At 73.5% G+C, this 22,550-nt stretch carries 20 protein-coding genes; 10 read left to right on the forward strand and 10 right to left on the reverse strand.

Translation table 11 applies throughout. From position 1 onward, the window contains the following. Nucleotides 1–91: 91 nt before the first annotated feature. The 3 genes from ACZ3TI_RS29555 to ACZ3TI_RS29565 all read right to left on the reverse strand — a co-directional run bounded on the left by ACZ3TI_RS29555 (nucleotide 92) and on the right by ACZ3TI_RS29565 (nucleotide 3,691). Nucleotides 92–1,336 (reverse strand): alpha/beta fold hydrolase, encoded by a 1,245-nt coding sequence (locus tag ACZ3TI_RS29555; protein ID WP_465731491.1) that lies wholly within the window; start codon nucleotides 1,334–1,336, stop codon nucleotides 92–94. Between the two features lie 403 nt (nucleotides 1,337–1,739). Beyond that, on the reverse strand, nucleotides 1,740–3,029 hold the full coding sequence (locus ACZ3TI_RS29560) for a sensor histidine kinase (RefSeq protein ID WP_465731493.1): 1,290 nt from the start codon (nucleotides 3,027–3,029) through the stop codon (nucleotides 1,740–1,742). Further along, nucleotides 3,026–3,691, reverse strand: coding sequence for a response regulator transcription factor (locus ACZ3TI_RS29565; RefSeq protein WP_465731495.1), 666 nt, complete (start codon nucleotides 3,689–3,691; stop codon nucleotides 3,026–3,028). The genes ACZ3TI_RS29560 and ACZ3TI_RS29565 overlap by 4 nt, the downstream gene beginning before the upstream one ends. 702 nt (nucleotides 3,692–4,393) lie before the next feature. Here ACZ3TI_RS29565 and gltX point away from each other — a divergent pair. After that, nucleotides 4,394–5,764, forward strand: coding sequence for a glutamate--tRNA ligase (gene gltX, locus ACZ3TI_RS29570; protein WP_465731700.1), 1,371 nt, complete (start codon nucleotides 4,394–4,396; stop codon nucleotides 5,762–5,764). 70 nt (nucleotides 5,765–5,834) lie between these two features. On the opposite strand, the gene ACZ3TI_RS29575 is transcribed toward gltX, so the two are convergent. Continuing rightward, nucleotides 5,835–7,538: a CocE/NonD family hydrolase gene (locus tag ACZ3TI_RS29575; protein WP_465731497.1), complete on the reverse strand. Its 1,704-nt coding sequence runs from the start codon at nucleotides 7,536–7,538 to the stop codon at nucleotides 5,835–5,837. Nucleotides 7,539–7,767: 229 nt separating this feature from the next. Between ACZ3TI_RS29575 and ACZ3TI_RS29580 the strand changes: the two genes are divergently transcribed. The 4 genes from ACZ3TI_RS29580 (at nucleotide 7,768) to ACZ3TI_RS29595 (ending at nucleotide 11,792) form a co-directional block, all read left to right on the forward strand. Next, the gene (locus tag ACZ3TI_RS29580; protein ID WP_465731499.1) at nucleotides 7,768–8,796 is read left to right on the forward strand and encodes a helix-turn-helix domain-containing protein; all 1,029 of its coding nucleotides are present in this window, start codon (nucleotides 7,768–7,770) and stop codon (nucleotides 8,794–8,796) included. A gap of 63 nt (nucleotides 8,797–8,859) precedes the next feature. Further along, a complete protein-coding gene (locus tag ACZ3TI_RS29585) occupies nucleotides 8,860–9,765 on the forward strand; it encodes an NAD-dependent epimerase/dehydratase family protein (RefSeq protein WP_465731501.1) in 906 nt (301 codons plus the stop codon). Next, nucleotides 9,758–10,579, forward strand: a complete 822-nt coding sequence (locus tag ACZ3TI_RS29590; RefSeq protein ID WP_465731503.1) for an MBL fold metallo-hydrolase — start codon at nucleotides 9,758–9,760, stop codon at nucleotides 10,577–10,579. Before ACZ3TI_RS29585 ends, ACZ3TI_RS29590 begins: the two co-directional genes overlap by 8 nt. A gap of 196 nt (nucleotides 10,580–10,775) precedes the next feature. Continuing rightward, a complete protein-coding gene (locus ACZ3TI_RS29595) occupies nucleotides 10,776–11,792 on the forward strand; it encodes a chitinase (protein ID WP_465731505.1) in 1,017 nt (338 codons plus the stop codon). Nucleotides 11,793–12,023: 231 nt separating this feature from the next. On the opposite strand, the gene ACZ3TI_RS29600 is transcribed toward ACZ3TI_RS29595, so the two are convergent. The 3 genes from ACZ3TI_RS29600 to ACZ3TI_RS29610 form a co-directional block, all read right to left on the reverse strand. After that, complete coding sequence (locus tag ACZ3TI_RS29600) at nucleotides 12,024–13,022, reverse strand: asparaginase (RefSeq protein WP_465731507.1); 999 nt, start codon at nucleotides 13,020–13,022, stop codon at nucleotides 12,024–12,026. 158 nt (nucleotides 13,023–13,180) lie between these two features. Then, nucleotides 13,181–13,663 carry a hypothetical protein gene (locus ACZ3TI_RS29605; protein ID WP_465731509.1) on the reverse strand — a complete coding sequence of 161 codons (483 nt, stop codon included), beginning with the start codon at nucleotides 13,661–13,663 and terminating at the stop codon, nucleotides 13,181–13,183. Between the two features lie 23 nt (nucleotides 13,664–13,686). Beyond that, nucleotides 13,687–14,325, reverse strand: coding sequence for an endonuclease (locus ACZ3TI_RS29610; protein ID WP_465731511.1), 639 nt, complete (start codon nucleotides 14,323–14,325; stop codon nucleotides 13,687–13,689). Between the two features lie 223 nt (nucleotides 14,326–14,548). Here ACZ3TI_RS29610 and ligD point away from each other — a divergent pair, with 223 nt between their 5' ends. After that, entirely contained in the window at nucleotides 14,549–15,451 is a 903-nt protein-coding gene (gene ligD, locus ACZ3TI_RS29615; RefSeq protein WP_465731513.1) for a non-homologous end-joining DNA ligase, read from the forward strand. A 152-nt stretch (nucleotides 15,452–15,603) separates the two neighbouring features. Here the strand turns inward: ligD and ACZ3TI_RS29620 are convergent, their stop codons facing one another. Then, on the reverse strand, nucleotides 15,604–16,422 hold the full coding sequence (locus tag ACZ3TI_RS29620; protein WP_465731515.1) for an HAD-IIA family hydrolase: 819 nt from the start codon (nucleotides 16,420–16,422) through the stop codon (nucleotides 15,604–15,606). Between the two features lie 171 nt (nucleotides 16,423–16,593). On the opposite strand from ACZ3TI_RS29620, the gene ACZ3TI_RS29625 reads away from it, so the two are divergent. Further along, on the forward strand, nucleotides 16,594–17,649 hold the full coding sequence (locus ACZ3TI_RS29625) for a serine/threonine-protein kinase (RefSeq protein ID WP_465731517.1): 1,056 nt from the start codon (nucleotides 16,594–16,596) through the stop codon (nucleotides 17,647–17,649). Nucleotides 17,650–17,798: 149 nt separating this feature from the next. Beyond that, nucleotides 17,799–19,931, forward strand: a complete 2,133-nt coding sequence (locus ACZ3TI_RS29630; protein WP_465731519.1) for a SpoIIE family protein phosphatase — start codon at nucleotides 17,799–17,801, stop codon at nucleotides 19,929–19,931. Between the two features lie 23 nt (nucleotides 19,932–19,954). Here ACZ3TI_RS29630 and ACZ3TI_RS29635 read toward each other — a convergent pair whose 3' ends face one another. Then, complete coding sequence (locus ACZ3TI_RS29635) at nucleotides 19,955–20,188, reverse strand: MGH1-like glycoside hydrolase domain-containing protein (RefSeq protein WP_465731702.1); 234 nt, start codon at nucleotides 20,186–20,188, stop codon at nucleotides 19,955–19,957. A 7-nt stretch (nucleotides 20,189–20,195) separates the two neighbouring features. Here ACZ3TI_RS29635 and ACZ3TI_RS29640 point away from each other — a divergent pair, with 7 nt between their 5' ends. Next, nucleotides 20,196–20,636 carry a COG4705 family protein gene (locus ACZ3TI_RS29640; RefSeq protein ID WP_465731521.1) on the forward strand — a complete coding sequence of 147 codons (441 nt, stop codon included), beginning with the start codon at nucleotides 20,196–20,198 and terminating at the stop codon, nucleotides 20,634–20,636. A gap of 50 nt (nucleotides 20,637–20,686) precedes the next feature. Here the strand turns inward: ACZ3TI_RS29640 and ACZ3TI_RS29645 are convergent, their stop codons facing one another. Next, nucleotides 20,687–21,631 carry a tetratricopeptide repeat protein gene (locus tag ACZ3TI_RS29645; protein ID WP_465731523.1) on the reverse strand — a complete coding sequence of 315 codons (945 nt, stop codon included), beginning with the start codon at nucleotides 21,629–21,631 and terminating at the stop codon, nucleotides 20,687–20,689. Between the two features lie 302 nt (nucleotides 21,632–21,933). Here ACZ3TI_RS29645 and ACZ3TI_RS29650 point away from each other — a divergent pair, with 302 nt between their 5' ends. Further along, on the forward strand, nucleotides 21,934–22,473 hold the full coding sequence (locus ACZ3TI_RS29650) for an EF-hand domain-containing protein (RefSeq protein ID WP_465731525.1): 540 nt from the start codon (nucleotides 21,934–21,936) through the stop codon (nucleotides 22,471–22,473). Nucleotides 22,474–22,550: the final 77 nt, after the last annotated feature.

A 22,550-nucleotide genomic window follows, 5' to 3' on the forward strand; every position in this document is an offset into this window, starting at 1 on the left:
CACGACGGCGCAGCTCAAGCGGGTAGGAGGAGGGACGTGCCATGACTCGAATCCTTACATGAAATCGAGTCTCTACCGAACCCGGGGCGGTTCACGGCGTGTCGGAGGAGCCGGAGCCGTCGTCCTGGAGGGAGGCGGTCGCCTTGGCGATCGCGGCGAGCTTGCCGCCGTCGCCCTTGTTCGCCGCGGTGAGTGCTTCGGAGAGGTCCTGCCACTGGGCTTCCGGGGTGTACATCGACATGACGACGGCGCTGTGCAGGGCGTTCTCGTCGAGGCGGTCGGTGCTGCCCTTGATCCGCAGGGGGTGGCGGGCCACCTTGGCGTACAGGTCGGCGACGAGTCGGCGGATTCCGTCCGGGGTGGTCGCGGGGCAGCCGGTCCTGACGATCTTCGCGCAGTCGTCGGCGTAGTCGTCGACGGCCTTGCGGAAGGCGCGGCCGCCGCCGAGGGCGCGCTGGGACCAGTCGAGGGCGGGGTCGACGGCGCCGTCGAGGACCAGTGCGCGCACCCGGCGCGGGAACTGCTCCGCGTAGGCCGTACCGAGCCAGGTGCCGTAGGACCAGCCGAGGTAGGTCAGCTTGTCGTCGCCGAGTGCGGCCCGCAGGACGTCGATGTCCCGGGCGGCGTCCGGGGTCCCGACGTGCGGTAGGAGGTCGCCGCTGCGGGCGACGCAGTCCGCGGTGCTGCGGTCGGCCTCCGCGAGGGCGGCGAGGCGTTCGGCGTCGGTGCGCGGGTACAGCGGGGAGGCCGCCGCGTCGGTGCCGTTCGGGGCCTGGTCGCGGGCGGCGTCGCGGGCGGCGTCCGGTGGGGTGCAGTCCACGGCGGGCTTGCTGCCGGCGACCCCGCGCGGGTCGAAGCCGACGATGTCGAAGTGCGCCCGGGCCTGCGTGCCGAAGGAGTTCGCGCCGCCCGACTTCACCGCCTGGACGCCGGACCCGCCGGGGCCGCCCGGGTTGAGGACCAGCGACCCGATCCGCCGGCCCGGATCGGTGGCGGCGGCGCGCACCAGCGGCAGGGTGAAGGTCTTCCCGTTCTGCGGCTGGGCGTAGTCCATGGGGACGGTCAGCGTGGCGCACTGGAGGTCGCCGCAGGCGGTCCAGGCAGGCTTCTGCCAATAGAAGGACTGCAGGGCCGGCTGGTCGGCCGGTTCGGTGGCGGTGGGCGGCGCCGACAGGTCGAGGTGCTGTACCTGCTCGGGACCGCACCCGACGAGCGCGGTGGAGCCCAGCGCGGTCACGGCCAGGGTCAGGGCGCCGATCCGTACGGCGGTGCCGCGTCGGGCGTTCGCCGCGGGGGTGTCCGACGGGTGGTGCGGGGGCGGGACGGTTCCGTGCACGGTGCTGCTTCCGTTCGCTCTCGGGTGCTTGGTACGGGCAGGAGCATGGCCCGGGTGACCTGAGGTTTTGCTGAGGCCGGACCGGGGCCCGGTACGGCGCGGGTCAGGCCCGGTCGTCGGGGCGGCGGCAGGTGGCGGGGTCCGGGGCGGGAGCGGCTTCGCAGAGGTAGCCACGGTCGGTGCGGCCGCCGCTGAGGTACCGGGCCCGAGCACTGCTTGCGGCCGTGCTCGGCGCAGAAGTCGAGTGCCCGGTAGCCGTCGGAGAACGTGCCGGGGGCGCGCACGACCCAGTAACCCGAGGGCAGCGAAGGCCAGTTGTCGCTGTCGAGCAGGGTGGCGCCGGGCAACTGCCGCTGAGCACGGCGAGTTGCCGGTCCCGTTCGCCCGGGTCCGGTCCGGGCGGTCAGGGCAGCTTCTGCACCGGGACGCGGAGGAGGAAGCGGGCGCCGCCGCGGCTGCCGCGGTCCACGCTGAGCGAGCCGCCGTGCGCGTGCGCCACCCACGCGGCGATCGACAGCCCGAGGCCACTGGAGCCGGCACCGCTGCGGAAGCGCTCGAACAGGGACTGCGCCTGCTCGGGCGGGATGCCGGGGCCGGCGTCGTCGACCGTGACGGTGCCGTCCGCGCCGACCGTGATCTCGACATCGGCCGGTTCGCCCGGAGCGTGCCCGTGGGCGAGCGCGTTGCCCAGCAGGTTGGCGACGGCGCGGCGCAGCAGTGGCGCGTCGGCGAGCACGACCACCGGCTCGGCCCGGACGGTCACCCGGTGCCCGTCGGCCGGGGTGTCGGCCACGACGGCGTCCACGAGCTGGTCGAGCCGCAGCGGCTCCCGGTCCAGCGGGACGGCGCCGGCCATCAGCCGGGCGCGGGTGAGCAGGTCGTCCACCAGCTCGCTCATCCGGGTGGACTGGCGCAGGGCGCGGCGCAGCACCTCGTGGCTGTCCGCCTCGCCGCGCAGCCCGGTCTCGGCGAGCAGTCGCATCGAGGTGACGGGGGTGCGCAGGTCGTGGGCGGCGTCGGCGAAGAACGCCTCCTGCTGGTCGAGCGCGGTCAGCGCCGGTCGGACGGCCCGCCCGGCGAGCCAGCGGCCGGCCAGGGCCGACACCGCCACCAGGACGGCGCACGCGATGCCGAGGAGCACCGCCAGCCGCTCGTGGTCGTCCAGGTTGCCGGAGGTGTCGACGGCCGCGACCACCACGCCGTCCGTGTTCTCGGAGGTCGGCACGGTGAAGGGCTGGGCGGACAGCCGCAGGCGGTGGCCGTTCGGCGCGGTGACGGTGGTCCGGGCGAGGTCGCCCTCCCGGCCGGCCTCTTCGGCGATCGCCTGGAGGGCCGCACCGGGGACCACCAGGCACGGCCGGTGCGGCGAGGCGAGGGGGGCCACCCGGTCCCCGGTACCGGTGAACAGGGTCACCGGGGGGCAGTCGTAGGCGCCCTCCTTGGGGTCCGGGTACTCGAGGGCGCCCTGCTCGTCGTAGTGCAGGTCGGCGCTGAACTCGCTGGTCCTGAGCTTGAGATCGGCGTCCACCTGGGCACGCCAGGACGAGTCGTCCGCGTGCAGCGCGATGGCGGCCATGCCGACCAGGCCGACGGCGCTGACGAGCGCGAAGAGCACGGTGATGCGCCGCCGCAGCCGGTGGATCCGGCCCGCCGGGGTCGCGGGCCTGCGCCCCCGTCGCCGGTCCCGTCTCACGCCTGCGACTCCAGCCGGTAGCCGACCCCGCGCACGGTGTGGATCAGCGGCGGGTCGCCGAGCTTGCGGCGCAGCTGGGACACCAGCACCTCGACCACGTTGGAGTTGGGCTCGGTCAGCTCGTCCCAGCACCGCTCGATGAGATCGGTGCGCCGCACCGCCTCCGCGGGTCGGGCGGCGAGCGTCTCCAGGACGGCGAACTCCTTGGTGGTGAGGGACAGCAGGACGCCGTCGCGGTGCACCGTACGGCGGGCGGTGTCGATCTCCAGGCCACCGCAGCGCACCACCGGCGGGCGGGCAACGGCGGTGCGTCGGCACAGGTTCCGTACCCGGGCCACGAGTTCGGGGACGGCGAAGGGCTTGACCAGGTAGTCGTCGCCGCCGGTGGCGAAGCCCTCGACCCGGTCGGCGACGGTGTCGCGGGCGGTGAGGAACAGCACCGGCACGGTCCGGCCGTCCGCCCGCATCCGCTGCACGTAGTCCGCGGAGTCCCCGGAGGGCAGCATCCGGTCGAACACCACGCAGTCGTAGGCGGTGACGAACAACGCCTCGTCCGCGGCCGGGAGGTCCCCGGCCTCGTCGACGGCCAGGCCGCTGCCGCGCAGGGCGGCGGCCACGGCGAACCGCAGGTCATCGTCGTCTTCGACCACCAGTACGCGCATGCCGGCCAGGATAGCCGTGACCTGCGGCGAAGCCGTCGGCGGCATCGACGGGGCACCTCCCCCTCCGTGGGGGGCCGGGGAGGCGCCGCCGCCGACCGCGAACAGCATCACAGCGGGAACCTGAGGAATTGATGAGCCCCGACGTGAGCTCTTTCGCGAGCTCCGACGTGAGCTCCGTCACGAGCTCCGCGGTGGTCGACGGCCGCGCCCCCGCCCGGCGGGAGCACCGTGGTCGTCCGGCGGGCCGGGGCGGGCGGGCAGTGCCGCACCACCAGCCGGTGGTGGCGCACGCCCGCGAGGCGGTCGCAGACCGCCCCGGCGGGACTGACGCTGACGTCCGCCGCGGCCCGGGCCGCCGCTCCCGTTGCCAGGACCACGGCTCCCGATGCCACGACCGCTGCCAGGACCGTCGCCGGCACCACGCCCGACCGCCCGGCCGCACCGAGAAACGATTTCCGCACTGTCCAGCTCCGCCCGCTCGCACCGTCCTTCTGCGGAAGGAGCTTGGCCGGGGCCGGATGAGGATTTGATGACGAGGGCATCAGGGCATCAGGGCATCGACGAGGCCGTCCAGGGCCGTCCGGCGCGGCCGCGGAGGCCGCGGATATTCGCTCTCGGTGACGTCCCCGTCACCGCTACCCTGCCTCCATGACCGAGGCACCCCGTCCCGTACGCGTCCGATTCGCTCCGAGCCCCACCGGCATGTTCCACGTCGGCGGCGCCCGCTCGGCCCTGTACAACTGGGCGACGGCGCGACAGCAGGGCGGCACGTTCGTCCTGCGGATCGAGGACACCGACGCGGCCCGCAACAAGCCCGAGTGGACCGAGGGCATCGTCAGCGCCCTCGCCTCGATCGGCATCCACGAGGACGAACCGACCTTCGAGGGGCCGTACTTCCAGTCCGCCAACGCCGAGCGGCACCGCGCGGCCGCCGAGAAGCTGTACGCCGCCGGCCACGCCTACTACTGCGACTGCACCCGCGAGCGGCTGACCGAGCGGACCGGCTCCGCCCAGCTCGGGTACGACGGCCACTGCCGGGAGCGGGGCCTGGGCTTCGAGCCGGGCCGGGCGCTGCGCTTCCGCACCCCGGACGAGGGCGCCACCGTCGTGGTGGACCTGATCCGCGGCGAGCCCGCGTTCCCGAACTCCGCCATCGAGGACTTCGTGATCGCCCGCGGCGACGGCAGCCCCGTCTTCCTGCTCGCGAACGTCGTCGACGACATCGAACAGGGCATCAGCGAGGTCATCCGCGGCGAGGAGCACCTGTCCAACACCCCGAAGCAGCAGCTGCTGTGGGAGGCGCTCGGGGTGACGCCGCCGGTGTGGGCGCACCTGCCGGTGATCGTGAACGAGAAGCGGCAGAAGCTGTCCAAACGCCGGGACAAGGTGGCCCTGGAGGACTACATGGCGGAGGGCTACCTGCCCGTGGCGCTGGTGAACTACCTGATGCTGCTCGGCTGGGGCCCGAAGGACGACGTGGAGATCCGCCCGTACGCCGAGCTGGAGCAGCTGTTCCGGGTCGCGGACGTCAACGCCGCCTCGGCCTTCTTCGACGTGGCGAAGCTGCGCGCCTTCAACGGCGAGTACCTCCGCGCCATGGGGGTGGCGGAGTTCACCGCGGCCTGCGTGCCGTGGCTGACCGCGCCCCGGGCGCCGTGGGCGGCCGACGCCTACGACGCCTCGGCCTTCGCCGTGCTCGCCCCGCTCGCGCAGTCCCGGATCGCGGTGCTGAACGAGATCGTCGACCAGGTCGACTTCCTCTTCCTGCCCGTACCCGTCCGGGACGAGGCCTCCTGGGCGAAGGCGATGAAGGACGGGGAGCTCGCGCTCGCCGTGCTGCGCACCGCCCGGGAGCGGCTCACCGCGCTGGCGGACTGGGAGGCGGGGGCGCTGAAGGCGGAACTGACGGCGGTGGCGGCGGAGCACGGGCTGAAGCTGGGCAAGGCGCAGGCGCCGGTGCGCGTCGCGGTGACCGGTCGGACGGTGGGGCTGCCGCTGTTCGAGTCGCTGGAGGTGCTGGGGCGGGAGCGGACCCTGGCCCGGCTGGACGCCGCCGCGCAGCGCCTGGCCTGAGGGACGATCGCCGCGAGGAGCCCCCGGCCGGGAAATCCCGGTCGTGGCTCCCCGCGGCGATCGGACCGGATCAGCGCACCGGCAGCGTCAGCTCGGCCGGGTCGGCCGTGGTCGAGCCGAAGGTCACCCGGGAGCCGAGCGGGGTCTCTCCGCCGTACAGGGCGTCCCGGGTGCCCAGCACCAGGGCCAGGCGGTGACCGGCGGGCAGGTCGTACGCCGTGGCGAAGAGCGGGATGTCCAGCGCGAACGGCTGCCCGGGCGTCCGAGCGGACCAGCTCTGCGGCGCGTGCGAGATCAGCCGCCCGACGCCGAGTGCGTCCACGTCGTAGAGGTAGGCGACGACCGTGCCCTGCGGGGCCGACGCGGTGACCGTGGTGTGCACCCGGGCGACGCCGCGCAGCGGCAGGCCCTGCGGGTAGGGCTGCGACTGCCGGACGACGGCGGCGGCGCGGGCCAGCAGCGGGACGACCACGGTCGGCGGCTGGTGCACCGCCTGGTCGACCAGCCCGGACAGCAGGGCGACGCCGCCGCTCGCGCCAGAGGGGGTGCCGCCGAGCACGGTGCTCTGCCAGTCGGCGCCGACGGTACCCGCGCCCGGGCCGTCGGCGCCGAGGCCGTCCGGGCCCAGGCCGTCCGCGCCGATCGCGAGGTGTTCGGTGCGGGAGCTGACGGACTGCCAGTCGGCGTGGCTCTCGGAGGTGCCGGAGGGGCGGACGTCCAGGCGGACGGGCTGCGCGCGGGTGTCGGCGGCCGGGGCTCCCTTGACGTACCGGTCGAGCCACGAACGCGCGCTGTCCCAGGTGGCGTTGTCCAGTCCGAGCAGTCCGGTGAACTCCTGGCTCGCGTGGTCGCCCGGGCGCAGTTCGAGGCGCTTGGGCACGGTCAGCCGCTGGTAGAAGTCGGTGACCTGGCTGGGGTTGAAGAAGCTGTCGCCCCAGGCGTTGGCCATCAGGACGGCGGTGCCGTTGGCGTTGATCCGGTCCAGGTAGCGCGCCGGGGAGCGGGTGTTCGCCCAGTCGATGACCTGGGGCAGGTTGCGGTCGGCGAAGAGGTCGTCCAGCACCCGCGCGAACTCTGGGCTCTTGCGGCCGGTCGGAGCCTGGATGCCGGCGAGTACGGCGGCTGCCTGCAGGTGCCGGGTCTGCCCGCTGTAGAGCGAGTCGGTGAGGTCGGCCCAGCCGCTGAGCGAGGCGACGGCCTTGATCCGCGGATCGCCGGCGGCACCGAGCAGGGTCAGTCCGCCGCCCAGCGAGAGCCCGACCATGCCGACCCGGTCCGGGTCGGCGGGGGTGTGCGCGAGCGCCCAGTCGATCACCGTGGAGATGTCCGCGACGTCCTTGGGTCCGGCGACGTCGACCTCCCCGCCGGAGCCCCAGAAACCCCGCACCGTGTAGGTGACGACGACGTACCCCTCGGCGGCGAGCGCGCGGCCCTGGGCGACGTACTCCAGGTCGTTCTGCCCCCAGCTGGCGGGCTGCACCAGCAGCGGGTAGCGCCCCTGCGGATCGGCCCACGGCGTCCCGGGCGCCGGGGTGAAGACGTCGGCCTTGAGGGTGATGCCGTCCTTCGCGGGGATGCCGGCCAGCCGGAACGACCCGACACCTGCCGCGGTCCCGAGCGGCGAGTCCGCGACGGCGGGCTGTACGAACCCGGGCTGTACGAACCCGGGTTGGGCGACCGCGGGCTGGGCGACGGCGGCCCCGCCGAGGGCGAGCGTCGCCGCGAGGACGGTGCTCGCCGTCCGGCGTCCACGGCTGGGGGTGGGTCGTACCATCACGTGCTCCATCTGTGCTCGAACCGTTCGACTGCCGTCGGAGCGTAGCGATCTGACGACGCCTCACGGGAGGTGATGATCAGCCAAATTACCAGCCAGTAACACCGGTCGGTAACACCGGCCGATGGCCGACCGTTCGGCGCGGGAACCTCCCCGGTCACCGCGCCCCGGTTCGCGGTGATCATGTTCGACGTATCATCAGAACAGCTGTGAATTCGGGGGGATTGACATGTGGACACGTGCGTCCGCGGCCGACGTACCGGTCGAGGACAGGTTCGACTGGTTCACCGAGATGGTGTCCACCGGGCTGATGCCCGTGGCGATCGACACCGATCGGGCGAGTGACTTCCACGCGACGCTCGGGGAGCTCGATCTGGGCGCGCTCACGCTGTCGACGTACGAGTTCTCGCCCGTGTGGTCCCGCCGCACCTCGGCGCACATCCGGCGGGGTGATCCCGAGCAGTACCAGCTCGCCCTGATCGAGGGCATCGCGATGCGGACCCGCCAGTTCGGCCGGGACTCCGGACCGGTGGTCGACGGATTCGTCGTCACCAACACGTCGGCTCCGATGGAGGGCGAAACCGACCGCGACGGCGGCCCGACCCGCGTCATCATGCTGCAGATCCCGCGGTCGGAACTGCCCCTCCGGGCCGAGCGGGCCGATCGCCTCGCCGTCCGCAGGCTTCCCCGGACCGGTCTCGGCGCGGTGCTGGCCGATCTCCTGACCAGTCTGCGCGACAACGGCCCGGACTGCCGGCCCGAGGGGCTCCCCGTGCTCGGGCGGGTGGCCCTCGACCTGGCCACGGCCTACCTGGCCGAGCAGCTCGGCACCCTCGACGCCGCTCCGCCCGAGGTCCGAGCCCGCGCCGTCCTGGAGCAGGCCAGGACCTTCGTCGAATGCAACCTCGGCGACCCGACGCTCACCCCCGGCGTCCTCGCCGCTCACCTCAACATCTCCCTGCGCAGCCTCCACGCTCTGTTCCGGGACCAGCCCGAGGGCGTCGCGGCCTTCATCCGGCGCCGACGGCTGGAGCGCTGCCGGGACGACCTCGCCCGCCCGGAGCTGCGCGACCTGCCCGTGCAGGCGATCGCCGCCCGCTGGGGCTTCGCCAGCCCGACCGTCTTCGGCCGCGCCTTCCGCCAGGCCTACGGCCGCACGCCCACCGAGCACCGCCACCAGGCGCTCGGCGCCGCCCTTGCACGGGAAGTCGAGCGATCGCGCACGCTACGTCGACCGGGGTCGAAGAAACGGCTCTAGATTCTCCAGGCGTCGGCAGCGCGGAACCGCTGCCCGCTGTGGAGAACGCGAACGGGAGCAGACGTGAAGGTACTTGTGCTGGGTTCCACCGGCTACGTCGGATCGGCGGTGGTGCGGCGACTGACCGCGGACGGCCACCAGGTGGTCCACTTCGTACGGGACGCGGGCCGGTTCGCGCCCGAGGTGCCCGTGCGGGTCGGCGACCTGGCCGACCCGGACTCGCTGCGCGCGGCCGTCACCGAGGACATCGACGCCGTCCTGCACCTCGCCACCCCGACCGGCGACGAGGCGGTCGACGCGGCGGCCACGGACGCGCTGACCGGTCGACTGCGGGGCAGCGGACGGGCGTTCGTCTACACCAGCGGTGTGTGGGTGCTCGGCGCCACCGGCGACCGGCCGGCCGGCGGGGCGCCCGGTGGGGCGGCGGACGAGGACGCGCCGACGAACGCGATCGCCATCGTCGGCTATCGGCCGCGGATCGAGCAGCGGGTGCTGGCGAGCGCCGAGGGCGACGTACGGGCCGTCGTGGTGCGGCCCGGCATCGTGTACGGCCACGGCGGCGGCATCCCCGGCCTGATGACCGGCTGGGCGCGCGAGCACGGCACGGGCCGCTACGTCGGTTCGGCGGCGACCCACTGGCCGATGGTGCACGTGGACGACCTCGCCGACCTCTTCGCGCTCGCCCTGGCCAAGGCCGAGGCCGGCAGCGTGCTGCACGGCGTGGCCCACGAGGCGGTGCCGGTCGCAGCCCTGGCCGCGGCCGCCGACGTCGCCGCGGGCGGCACCGGCCGGGCCGAGCCCTGGGCGCCGGAGCAGGCCGCCGAGGTCGTGGGCGCCCCGTTCGCCGAAGCCCTGGCCCTCCACCAGGTGGTCTCCGGCCGACGCGCCGTCACCGAACTCGGCTGGCAGCCCCACCGCCCGCACCCCCTCACCGACCTCGTCGACGCCGCCGGAGGCGACCGTGGCTGACCTCACCGGCACCACCCTGCCCATCTGCCGCACCTGCGGCACCCAGTACGCCGCCCCACGCCCCGACTGCCCGGTCTGCCTCGACGAGCGCCAGTACGTAGGATCCGACGGCCAGCAGTGGACCAGCCTGGCCGAGCTGCGGGAGGAAGGCCACCAGGGCCGCTTCGAGGAGGAGGGGCCCGACGTCCTCGGCATCGGCTGCACCCCCGGCTTCGCCATCGGCCAGCGCGCGCTGCTGCTGCGCACGCCCGCCGGCAACGTGCTGTGGGACTGCCTCCCCTACCTCGACGACGCGATGATCCGGCAGGTGCGAGAACTCGGCGGCATCACCGCGATCGCCGTCAGCCACCCGCACTTCTACTCCGCCATGGTCGACTGGGCCCACGCCTTCGACGCCCCCGTCTACCTGCACGAGGCGGACCGCCACTGGGTGGGCCGCCCCGACCCCGCCCTGCGCTTCTGGAACGGGCAGACCCACCGCCTCACCGACGAGCTGACGCTGATCAACCCGGGCGTCCACTTCCCCGGCAGCGCGGTCCTGCACGACAGCTCCGGCGAGGGCGCACTGTTCACCGGCGACGTCGTCAACGTCTGCCCGGACCGCCGCTGGGTCACCATCATGTACAGCTACGCCAACCACATCCCCGAACGCCCGGACGCCGTACGCGCCGCCGGCAAACTGCTCGGCGGCTACCGCTTCCACCGGATCTACGGCGCCTGGTGGAACCGCGTCGTCACCAGCGACGGCAACGAGGTCCTCGCCCGCTCGATCGAACGCTACCTCCGCTTCGAACAGGGACCACCGGTCGCGTGAGCCGTCCCTGCGCCGTGGCGTGGGGCGCGCCGGGGGGCATCATTGGGAAACTTTCCTAACGAAAGCCATTGACCCTGGGGCCGGGTGCCCCCGATTCTGTGAGACGTCCACCGGCGGACCCTCGTCGTCCGTGCGGGTGGTCCCGCTCCCTTGACCTGCCGTCACCGTTCCGCTGGATCGACGAAAGTGAGTTGGCATGCGCAAGACCATCGGAGTCCGTCTCACCGCCCCACTGCTGGCCGCCGCGCTCGGCCCGGCTGCCGTCCTGCTTGCGCCCGTGACGTCCGCGGCGGCCGTCCCCGCAGCGGTCCCCGCCGCCGCGGCCGTGCCCGGGATGGCAGCCGCACCGTACGAGTACCTCGGCTGGGGCAGCCCGCAGAAGCCGACCGACGTGATGAAGGCGGCCGGCGCCGGGTGGTTCACCCTGGCGTTCATCCTCTCCGACGGCGGGTGCAACCCGAAGTGGGACGGCAGCCGGGCACTCACCGGGGGCCCCGACGAGGCCGCCATCACGTCGATCCGGGCAGCCGGCGGTGACGTCGTGATCTCGGTCGGCGGGTGGAGCGGGAACAAGCTCGGCGAGAAGTGTTCCAGCGCCGGTGCGCTGGCCGGCGCCTACCAGAAGGTGATCGACGCCTACAAGCTGAAGGCGCTCGACATCGACATCGAGAACACGGAGTTCGGCAACGCGACGGCCCGTCAGCGGGTGGTCGACGCGCTGAAGATCGTCAAGGTCAAGAACCCCGGCATCGTCACCTACGTCACCATGGGCACCACGCCGAGCGGTCCGGACGCCAACGGCAAGGACCTCATCCAGCGGGGCGCGGCCGCGGGCCTGGCGAACGACGGCTGGGTGGTGATGCCCTTCGACTTCGGCGGCCACAGCGGCAGCATGGGGCAGGCCACGGTCGGCGCCCTCGACGGGCTGAAGGCCGCGGTCAAGAGCGCGTACGGCTACAGCGACGACGTGGCGTACCGGCACATCGGCGTCTCCTCGATGAACGGGAAGACCGACGAGGCGGGGGAGACCGTCACCACCGGCGACTTCCGCACGATCCTCGGCTACGCGAAGCAGCACCACCTCGCCCGCTTCGCCTTCTGGTCCGTCAACCGGGACCGCGCCTGCGGCTCGGGCACGGACACCGACGCCTGCAGCGGCGTCGCGCAGTCCCCGTACGAGTTCACCAAGATCGTCGTCCAGTACCAGGGCTGACGCCCCGCCACGGCCGAGGCCCGACGCCTCGTGACGGCCGCCCTCGTGCCCCCGCACCGCCGGGAGCACGAGGGCCGTACCCCGGCCCGGGGCGGATGGGGTCACGATCCGCTGCTCTCACCCCGACAGCGGGTCGCCGTCGTTCGGGCGCTGGAGGCGTCACTGCCGGCCGTGTCCGGCGAGACGGGCCGGCCGCCTGTGGACGTCTCCTGACGGTGGGTGTGCGGTGGATCAGGTCCGGTCGGTGAAGGCCTCGCGGATCCGGGCGTGGTCGGCTCCGCTGCCGAGCTGGGCGATGAGCAGCAGTCGTGCCTTGTACGGGTCCAGGGCGCCGGCGCTGATCAGGCCGCGGCCCAGCAGGTCGATCTCGGAGCCCGGGAACCGGTAGGTGTGGGAGAGGACGCTTCCGGATCCGGTCCTGGACGCGAGGACCACGGGCATCCGGGCGGCCAGCGCCCCGAGGGGCTCCACCCAGTCCGCGGGGACGTGGCCGGCGCCGAAGGCCGCGACGACCAGCCCGTCGGCGCGTTGCTCGAGACCGGTCAGAACAGAAGGGCCGGCGTCCAGCACGGCGAGGACGACCTCCACGGTGGCCGGCCGAAGGGGCAGCGGCACCGGGCTGTGCCGCCGGACCCGGAAGTGCATCCGCGGCGTGCCTTCGACGACGTGCCCGAGCGGGCCGGCCCCGGGGGAGGCGAAGGCGGAGATGCTGGTGGCGTCCGTCTTGCGCACGTGGCGAGCCGCGTGGATCTCATCGGCGAAGACGACCAGGACACCGGCTCCACAGGCCCGGGTGGAGGCCGCGGTGCGTACGGCGGCCAGGAGGTTGGCCGGGCCGTCGGCGCCCGGCTGCGCGGGGTTGCGCATCGCTCCGGTCAGTACGACCGGCGCGTCGGCCTGGTAGAGCAGGTCGAGGAGGTAGGCCACCTCCTCCATGGTGTCGGTTCCCTGGGTGACGACGATGCCGTCGATGCCGTCGGCGACGGCCCTGTGCAGCCGGACGGCGAGTTCGGTGATGTCGTCGATCCGCAGATGCGCTCCGGGGATCCGGCGGAAGTCCTCCACTGTGATCTCGGCGCCGTCGTCCAGGCCCGGGACCGCCGCCACGAGGTCGTCACCGGTGAGGCGCGGAGCCACCCCCGCAGCGTCACTCGCGGACGGTGTCATGGCGATCGTGCCGCCCAGGGTGATGACCAGGACGCGGCGGCGGGCGGTGCTGTCGAGGGCCACGTGGGGCCTTTCTTGCGCGGTGGGTGGACACGGTGAAGGCCAGCCTTCCCCCGCTCACCGCCCGGGGGCAAGCGAGCCTTGCCCGTCGAGGTCGGCGCCATGTGACCGCCACCCCGGGAGCCTGGCGGTCGTCCGCTCGGACGGCGTGCCCGCCGGAGTCAGCGCTCCGATGCCGCGGGGCTCTCTCGCCGCGGGGTGAGCCGTAGTCGCGCCGCCAGCAGCGGTCCCTGCTGGTCCCGGTCTTCCTCCTGCGCCTCGCAGAGGTCCTCGAGTGTGTGCAGCATGGCTTCGACGTCGTCGGGGACGCCGAGCAGCTCGGCGGTGATCCCACCCGTCAGCGGCAGCGGGCGCTGCCCTGCGGCGGTGCCGGCGTCAGTGGTGTCGAAGGCCTGCGAGGAGGCCGGCTCGGGGCCACGGGACGGGGCCGTCCAGGTGCCGTCGGCGTGGTGTGCGGCCACGGACCAGGTGTTCTCCGCCGTGAGGGTGGGCGGGTCCTCCCAGGCGTTGCCGGCACGGGTGTGCCCGCGGCCGGTGTGGGTCGGACAGACGGCCTCAAGCGCGTCGAGCACCGCATCCGCCGCTTCCTGGGGGCCGTCCGACAGTCGTACGAGCACATGACCGGGTGCGAGCGGAAGCCCCATCGTTTCCTCCCGGGGTGATGGCGTCACGCGGCCTGGAGTTCCTTCGCCGCGTCCTTCGAGAGGCTGACCCGGACCAGGGCGGCGGCCAGCTTGGCGTGGTCCTTCGGCGGCACCAGGCTGCCGAGGCCCTGGGGCGTGTGCGGCAGACCGAGGTCCTTCGCCGTCCCGCACGTCCGCTCGTCGAAGAACGGGCGCAGCTGCGGCCAGACCGCCTGGGCCTCCCGGCAGAAGATGCCCGCGCCGACCGGGCCGATCCGCGGAACCTCCTGCAGCAGGTCGCGCAGCGTGTCCAGGTCGCCGTCGGCCTCGTCCCGCATCCGGCGGAGGTCGCCGCGCCAGCGGTCGAGTAGCAATTGTGCTCCGTTGCCGAGGGCGGTGGCGGTGCTCTCGTCGTACCGCACGTAGTGGGCGCGGCCCAGTGCGTCCACGCGGTCCTGCCAGTCGGAGTCGGCCATCGCGCGGGGTGTCCGCAGGCCGGCCCGGAACAGCTCCCGTGCCGCGGCGGTGGCCGTGTCGGCCTTGATCCGGATCGAGCAGAGCACCGTGAGCACCAGCAACTGGTACAGCGGCGACGGTTTGTCGCGCAGCGTGATGCCGGCCTCCTCGGCGTACGTCCGGCCGTGCTCGGACAGCAGCCTGGACGTGATCGTGTCGACTGTCATTGCTCCGGCACCTCGCCTTCCGCTGTCATTGCTCCGGCACCTCGCCTTCCGCGACGGCCCCACAGTGCTGCGACTTCCCCGAATCGGCGCCGTCACGCCGAACGTGTCGGACGATCCCGGCGGGGTAGGCGCCGGAGCGAGCCGGGAGGAGGAACGGCCCGCTTCCCGGGCTGCGCGACGGCAAACGGCCGACCGACGTCATCCGCGAGCGAGGCACGCCACCATGACCACCACCGACATCCGCGTGAGCGGCCGGACCGTCGAGATCAAACGGGCCGACAAGGAGCTCTTCCCCGACGACGGGATCACCAAGGCGGACCTCGCCGACTACTACCGCCGGGCCGGCCGGCGCATCCTGCCGCAGCTGCGCGGACGCCCGCTGATGCTGGAGCGCCACCCGGACGGCATCGACGACGGGCGCTTCATGCAGAAGGACACCCCCGACTACTTCCCGGACTGGATCCACCGCGCCGAGCTGCCCAAGGAGGGCGGCACCGTCGAATACCCGGTCTGCGACGACCTGGCCACGCTGCTCTACCTGGCCGACCAGGCGTGCATCACCCCGCACCGCTGGCTGTCCAGGACCGACAAACCCGACCACCCCGACCGGCTGGTCCTCGACCTCGACCCTCCCGGCCAGGACTTCGAACCGGTCCGGCAGGCCGCAGCCCAGCTGCACGAGCTGCTCGACGAACTCGACCTGCCCGCCGCCCTGATGACCACCGGCTCCCGAGGCCTGCACGTGCTGGTCCCGCTCGACCGCCGCGCCCCCTTCGACGACGTCCGCGCCTTCGCCCACGACCTCGCCGACCTGCTCGCCGCCCGGCACCCGGACGAGCTCACCACCGCCGCACGCAAACAGGCCCGCAAGGGCCGCCTCTACCTCGACGTCCAACGCAACGCCTACGCCCAGACCGCCGTCACCCCCTACGCCGTCCGCGCCCTGCCCGGCGCCCCGATCGCCACCCCGCTGAGCTGGAGCGAACTGGACGACCCCGACCTCACCGCGCAACGCTGGACCATCGCCACCATCGGCGAACGCCTGGACGGCGACGACCCCTGGGAGCAGGAGCTGCGCCGCGGCCGCTCCCTGACGGCAGCCGCCCGGAGGCTGGGGAAGCTCTGAGCCTTGCGGGGGCTGCGGGTGCGGAGTGGTCGGACGTGATTCCGGGTCCGGCGTAGTCGGACGTGCAGACGTACCACGTCGGCGTCCGTGGGGGTGGCAAACCGGACCGGGACCGTGGCCCTAAGGACAGCAGGCAGCCCGACCGCCACCCGTCACCCGTTCAGCCGGGACACCAGTGCGGGCAGGTCGGCGACGGAGTCGAGGAGGTGGTCGGGAGCGTCATCGGCCTCCCGCAGCGCGCGCTCCTGGTACTTGCCCGTCTTCACCAGGACACCGGTGATCCCGCAGCGCTGCGCCGCGAGCACGTCGGACTCGAGGTCGTCGCCCACCATCAGCGTCCGGCGGGCCTCGGTGCCCAGCCGGGCCAGCGCCTCGCCGAAGAACGCCTCGGCGGGTTTGCCGACCACCTCGGCCCGCTGACCCGAGGCCTGCTCCAGGCCGACCAGGAACGCGCCGCCGTCGAGCTGCAGGCCCCGATCGGTGCGCCAGTACAGGTTGCGGTGCATCGCCACCAGACTGGCGCCCCGCTGGAGGTGACCGTACGCGCGGTTGAGGGACCGGTAGTCGAACTCCGGGCCGGCGCCGCCGACCAGGACCACGTCCACCTCTCCGTCCTCGACATCCTCCACGTCCTCGACATCCTCGACCAGCGTCACCCCCGTCAGGTCCTCCCGGACGTCGCCGCTGTTGAGCAGCAGGCAACGAGCGCCCGGGTGGTGTTCGGCCAGATAGGACGCGGTGACCGAAGGCGCGGTCAGGACGTCGTCGAGCGAGACCGCGAAGCCGGCCTCGGCGAGGGCCGTCGCGACGGCACCCCTGGTACGAGAGGTCGTGTTGGTGAGGAGCACGAAGGGAAGGCCCTGCTCGCGCAGGTGTCGCACCGCTTCCACGGCACCGGGGAGCGGCTTCCAGGACACCGTGAGCACCCCGTCGATGTCGATCAGCACCCCGCCGACCGCTGTTCCGTCCATGGCCCGACCATAGCCCCGCCCGGGCGCTCTCGCCCCGGACGTCCTCGGACCACGGGTCGGGGAGGGGGCGTCCCGATGTTCGCGTTCCGTACCGCGGGGTGTGGGGGATCTGGGAGACTCCGGCGTGTGGCGCGGCGTGCGGCCACTGTCGTCCGGTACCAGGGGGTTTGGATGGAACCGGTGCTCTTGGTCTCCCTGGTGCTGCTGGTGCTGGTCGTCTGGCTCTCGGTGCGGGGGGTGCGCAGGCGGCTGAAGCTGGTCCGCCGGCTGACCGGACGGGAGGGCGCCGGCCCTCTTGCGGCGTCGCAGGGGGCTCCGAGTGCCGGTCCGCCGCCGGCTTTCCGGACGGTGTCGCCGGCTGACCTGCCCGCTTACCCATTGGCTGACCAGCCCGCCCACCCGCCCGCCGGGGGCAGTCTCGGGCGGTTCCGGCTGGCCGCGCGGCTGGGGCAGGGCGGCATGGGGACGGTGTACCTGGGGCGGACGCCGGGCGGGCGGCCGGTGGCGCTGAAGGTCATCAACCCCGAGCTCGCCACCGACCCCGGCTTCCGGCGCCGTTTCGCCCGGGAGGTCGAGGCCGCGCGCAAGGTCGGTGGGTTCCACACGGCTCCCGTGGTCGACGCCGATCCGTACGGCGATCCGCCGTGGTTGGCCACCGAGTACATTCCCGGTCCGTCGTTGCAGGAGGTGCTCCGGCGGCACGGTGCGGTGCCCGCGCGGACCCTGCACGCGCTGGCGGCCGGTGTCGCCGAGGCGCTGGCGGAGATCCACGCGTGCGGGGTCGTCCACCGCGACCTCAAGCCGAGCAACATCATCGTCTCCGGCACCGGGCCGCGGTTGATCGACTTCGGCATCGCCCAGCTCGCCGACGGCACCCAGCTGACCTCCACCGGGTTCGTGATCGGCACGCCCGGCTTCGTCTCGCCGGAGCAGCTCTCCGGTGCGCCGGTCACCCCGGCCGTCGACCTGTACGCGTTCGGCATGGTGCTATGCCACGCGGCCGGGGCCGCGCCGTTCCCGCAGGGCGCGTCGTTGGAGTCGGTCCTGGGCCTGCTGCCCGTGCATCTTGCCGGGATCGTCGCGCGGTGCCTCGACCACGACCCCGGGCGCCGGCCCACCGCCTCCGACGTCCTGCGGCAGCTCTCGGGGCTCCAGCCCGGGGTCGACGACTGGCTGCCGCCGCCGGTACGGACGATGGTCGAGGGACACGGCGTTCCCGAGTCCTGAGGGGCGCCCACCGAACGCGCCGCGGCGGTGTGAGGACCGGCCGGGGCCGTCCGGCTGGCGGCCGGGGGAGCAGGCGGGACGATGGAGTGGACCCCCCATCCATGGAGTGGGACCCCCATCCAGCACGCGCGGCGGGAGGAGGTGGCCGGATGGACACCGGGCATGCCGGGAACGCCGGGAACACCGCGCACGCGGTGCCGTCGGGTGTCGGTCCGCCGGGTCGGGATCCCGCGATGGAGCCCGGCGGGCTGCTGGACGTCCTGGGCGTCGCCGCCGTGGTGCTGGACGCGGAGGGGCGGATCGTCCTCTGGAGCCCGCAGGCCGAGGAACTGTTCGGCTACCCGGCCGCCGAGGCCCTCGGGCGCCCCGCCGCGCAGGTGCTGGTCGACCAGCAGCACCTGGACCTGGTGCTGGCGCTGTTCGCGAAGGTGATGGCTGGTGGCGGGGCCTGGGCGGGGGTGTTCCCGGTCCGGCACAAGGACGGGCACACGGTGCCGGCCGAGTTCCGCAACATGCGCCTGGAGGACGAGAGCGGCCGGTTCTACGCGCTCGGTCTGGCCACGGACCAGGCGACGCTGCGGCGCCTGGAACGGGACCTCGCGCTGTCGCTGCGCCTGGTGGAGCAGTCCCCGATCGGGCTGTCGCTGATGGACACCGACCTGCGCTTCATCCTGGTCAACCCGGCGCTGGAGCGCATCAACGGACTGCCCGCCGAGGACTGCCTGGGCCGCACCGTCCGGGAGGCGCTGCCGTTCCTGGACGTCGATGCGATCGAGGCGGCCATGCGGGAGGTGCTGGCCACCGGGGTGCCGCTGCTGAACCGGTTCACCACCGGGCGCACCCACGCCGACCCCGGGGTCGAGCACGCCTGGTCGGCGTCCTTCTACCGGCTGGAGGACCCCGCGCACCGGGTGATCGGCGTCGCCGTCTCGGTCGTCGACGTCACCGAGCAGCACCGGGCGGCGACCGCAGCGGCGGCGGCCCGGCGGCGCCTCACCGTGATCGCCGACGCCTCCGAGCGCATCGGCACGACCCTCGACCTCGACGTCACCGCCCGCGAGCTCGCCGACGTCCTCGTCCCGGAGTTCGCCGACATCGCGGCCGTCGACATCCTGGAGGACGTCCTCACCGACAGCCCGCCCACGGGGGACCGGAGCAGTCCGGCCCTGTTCCGCGCCCTCGCCGTCAAGGCCGCCCACCCCACGCCCGCGCTCGAGGCCGCCGATCCCGTCGGGCAGATCGCCCGCTACGACGCGACGCGCCTGGTCACCCGCTGTGCCCGTACCGGCCGCCCGATCCTGCTGGCCCGGGTCACCGATCGCGACCTGCCGCGCATCGCCCGCGACGAGGAGGCCGTCGAACTGCTCGGCCGAGCCGGCCTGCACTCCTACCTGGCCGTGCCGCTGCGCGCCCGCGGGCAGGTGCTGGGTGCGCTTGACCTCAAGCGCACCCGCAACGAGCAGCCGTTCGACCACGACGACCTGGTACTGGCCGGTGAACTCGCCGCCCGCGCCGCCGTCGCGATCGACAACGCCCGCTGGTACCAGCGCCAGCGCCACGCCGCGGTCGCCCTCCAGCGGCACCTGCTGCCCGGCCCGCCCCCGCAGTCGCCCGGGCTCGAGGTCGCCTACCGCTACCAGCCGGCCTCCGGCGTCGGCGAGGTCGGCGGCGACTGGTTCGACGTCATCCCGCTGACCGCCGACCGGACCGCGCTGGTCGTCGGCGACGTGATGGGCAGCGGCATCAACGCCGCCGCCACGATGGGCCAACTCCGCATCGCCGCAAGGACGCTGGCCGGTCTCAACCTGGAGCCGGCCGCGGTGCTGACCCACCTCGACGGCATCGCCGCCGGTCTCGGGGAGTCCATCGCCACCTGCGTCTACGCCCTCTACGACCCCCGCCACCACCGCTGCCGCATCGCCACCGCCGGCCACCTGCCGCCGGTCCACACCCACCCGGGCCGCCCGCCGGCCCTGCTCGAACTGCCCACCGGCGCACCCCTGGGAGTCGGCGGCATCGACTTCCAGGACACCCCGGTCGACCTCGCGACCGGCGACGAACTCGTCTTCTACACCGACGGACTGGTGGAGACCCGCGACCACGACATCGACCTCCGGCTCGCGGCCCTCACCGACCTCCTCGGCAGGCCCCGCAGCTCCCCGGAGGAGACCTGCGACCTCCTCCTCGGCGCCCTGTACCACCAGGGCGGCAACGACGACGTCGCCCTGCTCGTCGCCCGCGTCCGGTCGCGCTCGTACGCGGCCGGGCCTGCACACCTGTGACGTGGGGCGCCGGCTCCGGGCGGTCAGTCCTCCGCCGTGTCCGTTGCCGTCTCCGTCACCGTCTCCGTCGACGAGGTCATGGCGGCTGCAAGGTCCAGGACGAGGGCACTCCAGCCGAAGGACCGCGCGCCGTGCCCGGCGGCGTCCTCCGGGCCGTAGCACTCCCGGGTGCCCGGGGCCGCCACGAGCGCGCAGCTGCGCGCCGCGAGCGTGTCGGCCTCCGCGCGGTAGCCGCGCCGGCGCAGGCCCCAGTACAGGTACCAGTTGCTCGCCCTGGTGTTCGCCGTGTGGCGGCGGACGGAGGGGACGCTCGCGGTGGAGACGGTCGCGGGTGGGCGCCGCGAGGTCTTCTACTGGTGCGCGGTCATGGCCACCTTCGCCCTCGGCACGGCCGTCGGTGATCTGACCGCGGCCACCCTGGGGTGGGGCTACCTGGCCTCGGGGCAACTGTTCGCGGGCCTGATCGCCGTGCCCGCACTCGCTCACCGGTTCTCCGGGCTGTCGCCGGTCCTGACCTTCTGGTGGGCCTACGTCCTGACCCGCCCGCTCGGCGCCTGCTTCGCCGACTGGGCCGGTGTGAGCCGTGAACGCGGGGGACTGGACCTCGGCACCGGTCCGGTGAGCCTCGTCCTCGCGGTGGTGATCGTGGCGGCGGTGGCATGGCTGGGCGCCGCCGACCGCCGGGCGGGTCGGGCCTCGGCCTGACGCACCCGCCCGCGGGTGGCCTTCGGCCCGCCGACCCGCGCGTCCCGGTGTCAGGCCGTGGTGCGGGCCTGCCAGTAGCCGAACTCCTGGAGCGGGTCGCCGATGAGGTTCCACGGCCAGGCGGTGACGGTGTTGCCGATCCGGCGGAACGCGTCGCCGGCCTCGCCCTGGCGGCCCGCCTGGACCAGGGCGAAGGCGAGCAGGTTGAGGTCGGCCGCGGCCGCCGCGTGTTCGAGGCCGTCGGGCCCGGACCACGCGCGCAGGGCGGTGTCGAGCGCGGTGACCGCCCGGTGGTGCGTCCACTGGCGGCGCACCAGCAGGGCCTCGACGCCGCCCCCGGCGGTCGTGCGGGCGTGTTCGTCCACCAGTGCCGTCAGTTCCACCCCGGCGGTCGGCGCGGTCGGCGGAGCCGAGGCGCGGACGGTGTCCACGAAGTTGAGCTGGGCGCTGCGGGACCCGCACTCCTCCGGTGACAGGTAGCGCAGCATCTGCAGGTGGGCCTCGCGGTTCCACGGGTCGCGTGCGGTGACCTCGTGCCAGACGGCGACCACGTCGCGGGATTCGGCACGCATCAGACGCAGAATTCCGAGAATCACCACCCAGGGCGTCGGATCATCGGGCAGGAGCTCGGCGGCGCGGTAGCAGTTGTCGGCAGCCGCGCGGGGATCTTCCATCCGTCCCGCATGCCGGCCGCGGAAGAGTTCGACCCACGCCTCGAAAATCAGCGCGTCCGCATTCTGGACGCGACGCATCCGCCAGTTGTGCGCGAGCGAGGAAGGCGCGGCGGCCTCGGCGAGTACGGCGAAACGGTGCGCGCGCCGGTCCCAGTCCGCGCCGGTCTCCCGCAGCAGCCGTTCGACCTGGTCCGCCTGGATGGAGCTCTGACCAGGCAGTCCCGGGGACTTGAGCTGGCGCCGCACACGGCCGAGTTCGACGTCGTCGAGCTCGGGGAGCAGGTTCGGGCCGGAGGAGCGAATTCTTCGGAAGAGCGACACGGAGCGCAGCCTAGGGCCCAGGGCGATTTTCGGACAGCCCCCGGAATGAAACGTTCTGGTTCCGGTTTATCCGGTGAACCTACCGCTCCGTATGGCGATCTTGATCAATTGATCGATGCGTAATACCTGAAAGGTGTCTGCGGCGGTTTCCCTCGGCGTGGCATTGGGAGCGCTCCCAATCGTGAGGGATCGTCAATCCCCATAGACGGTGCCGGGCGGGTCGTCCGGACATCGAGGGCATTGCTGCCGATCATGGTCACGGCGGCCGGGTGGCCGCCGGCCCGTACCCGAAGGACGACCACATGCCGCTCCCCTCGACCGATCCGCACCCCGGCTCCGCCCCGGCCGACCCCACCGCCCCGAAGGCCCGCATCTACGCGATGCTCGACACGGACGGAGACGGTGTCGCCTCCCGGCACGACTACTTCGTCCGGATCGATCGCGCCCAGCGCGCGACCGGACGCGGCGACGACGACCCCCTGGTCGCCGCCGCGCGCGCCGCGGGCGAACGGGCCTGGGCCGCGATGGATGCCAACGGCGACGGCGTGATGACCTACCAGGAGTACGAGGCCTGGGTGGACGCCGAGAAGTTCGACACCGTCTGCCAGTACGCGCTCGGCGCCCTGTTCGACCTCGCCGATGCCGACGGGGACGGTGCCCTGGACCGCGCGCAGTTCACCATGCTGCGCCAGGCGCTGGGCAACCGCGCCGACAACGCCGACGCGGCGTTCGACGCGCTGGACGGCGACGGCGACGGACGCGTCGGCCGCCAGGCGTACCTGGCCTCGATCCGCGCCTACGTCACGGGCGAGGACTCCCCGATGGGCGACGCGCTGTACTGACCGCCCTCGCCCGGGCCGGGTACCGCCCTCGCCCGGGCCGGGCATCGGCCCGGCCCGGGGGGGTGCCTCTATGTCCT

It is taken from the genome of Kitasatospora sp. NPDC023120 (assembly GCF_055560835.1).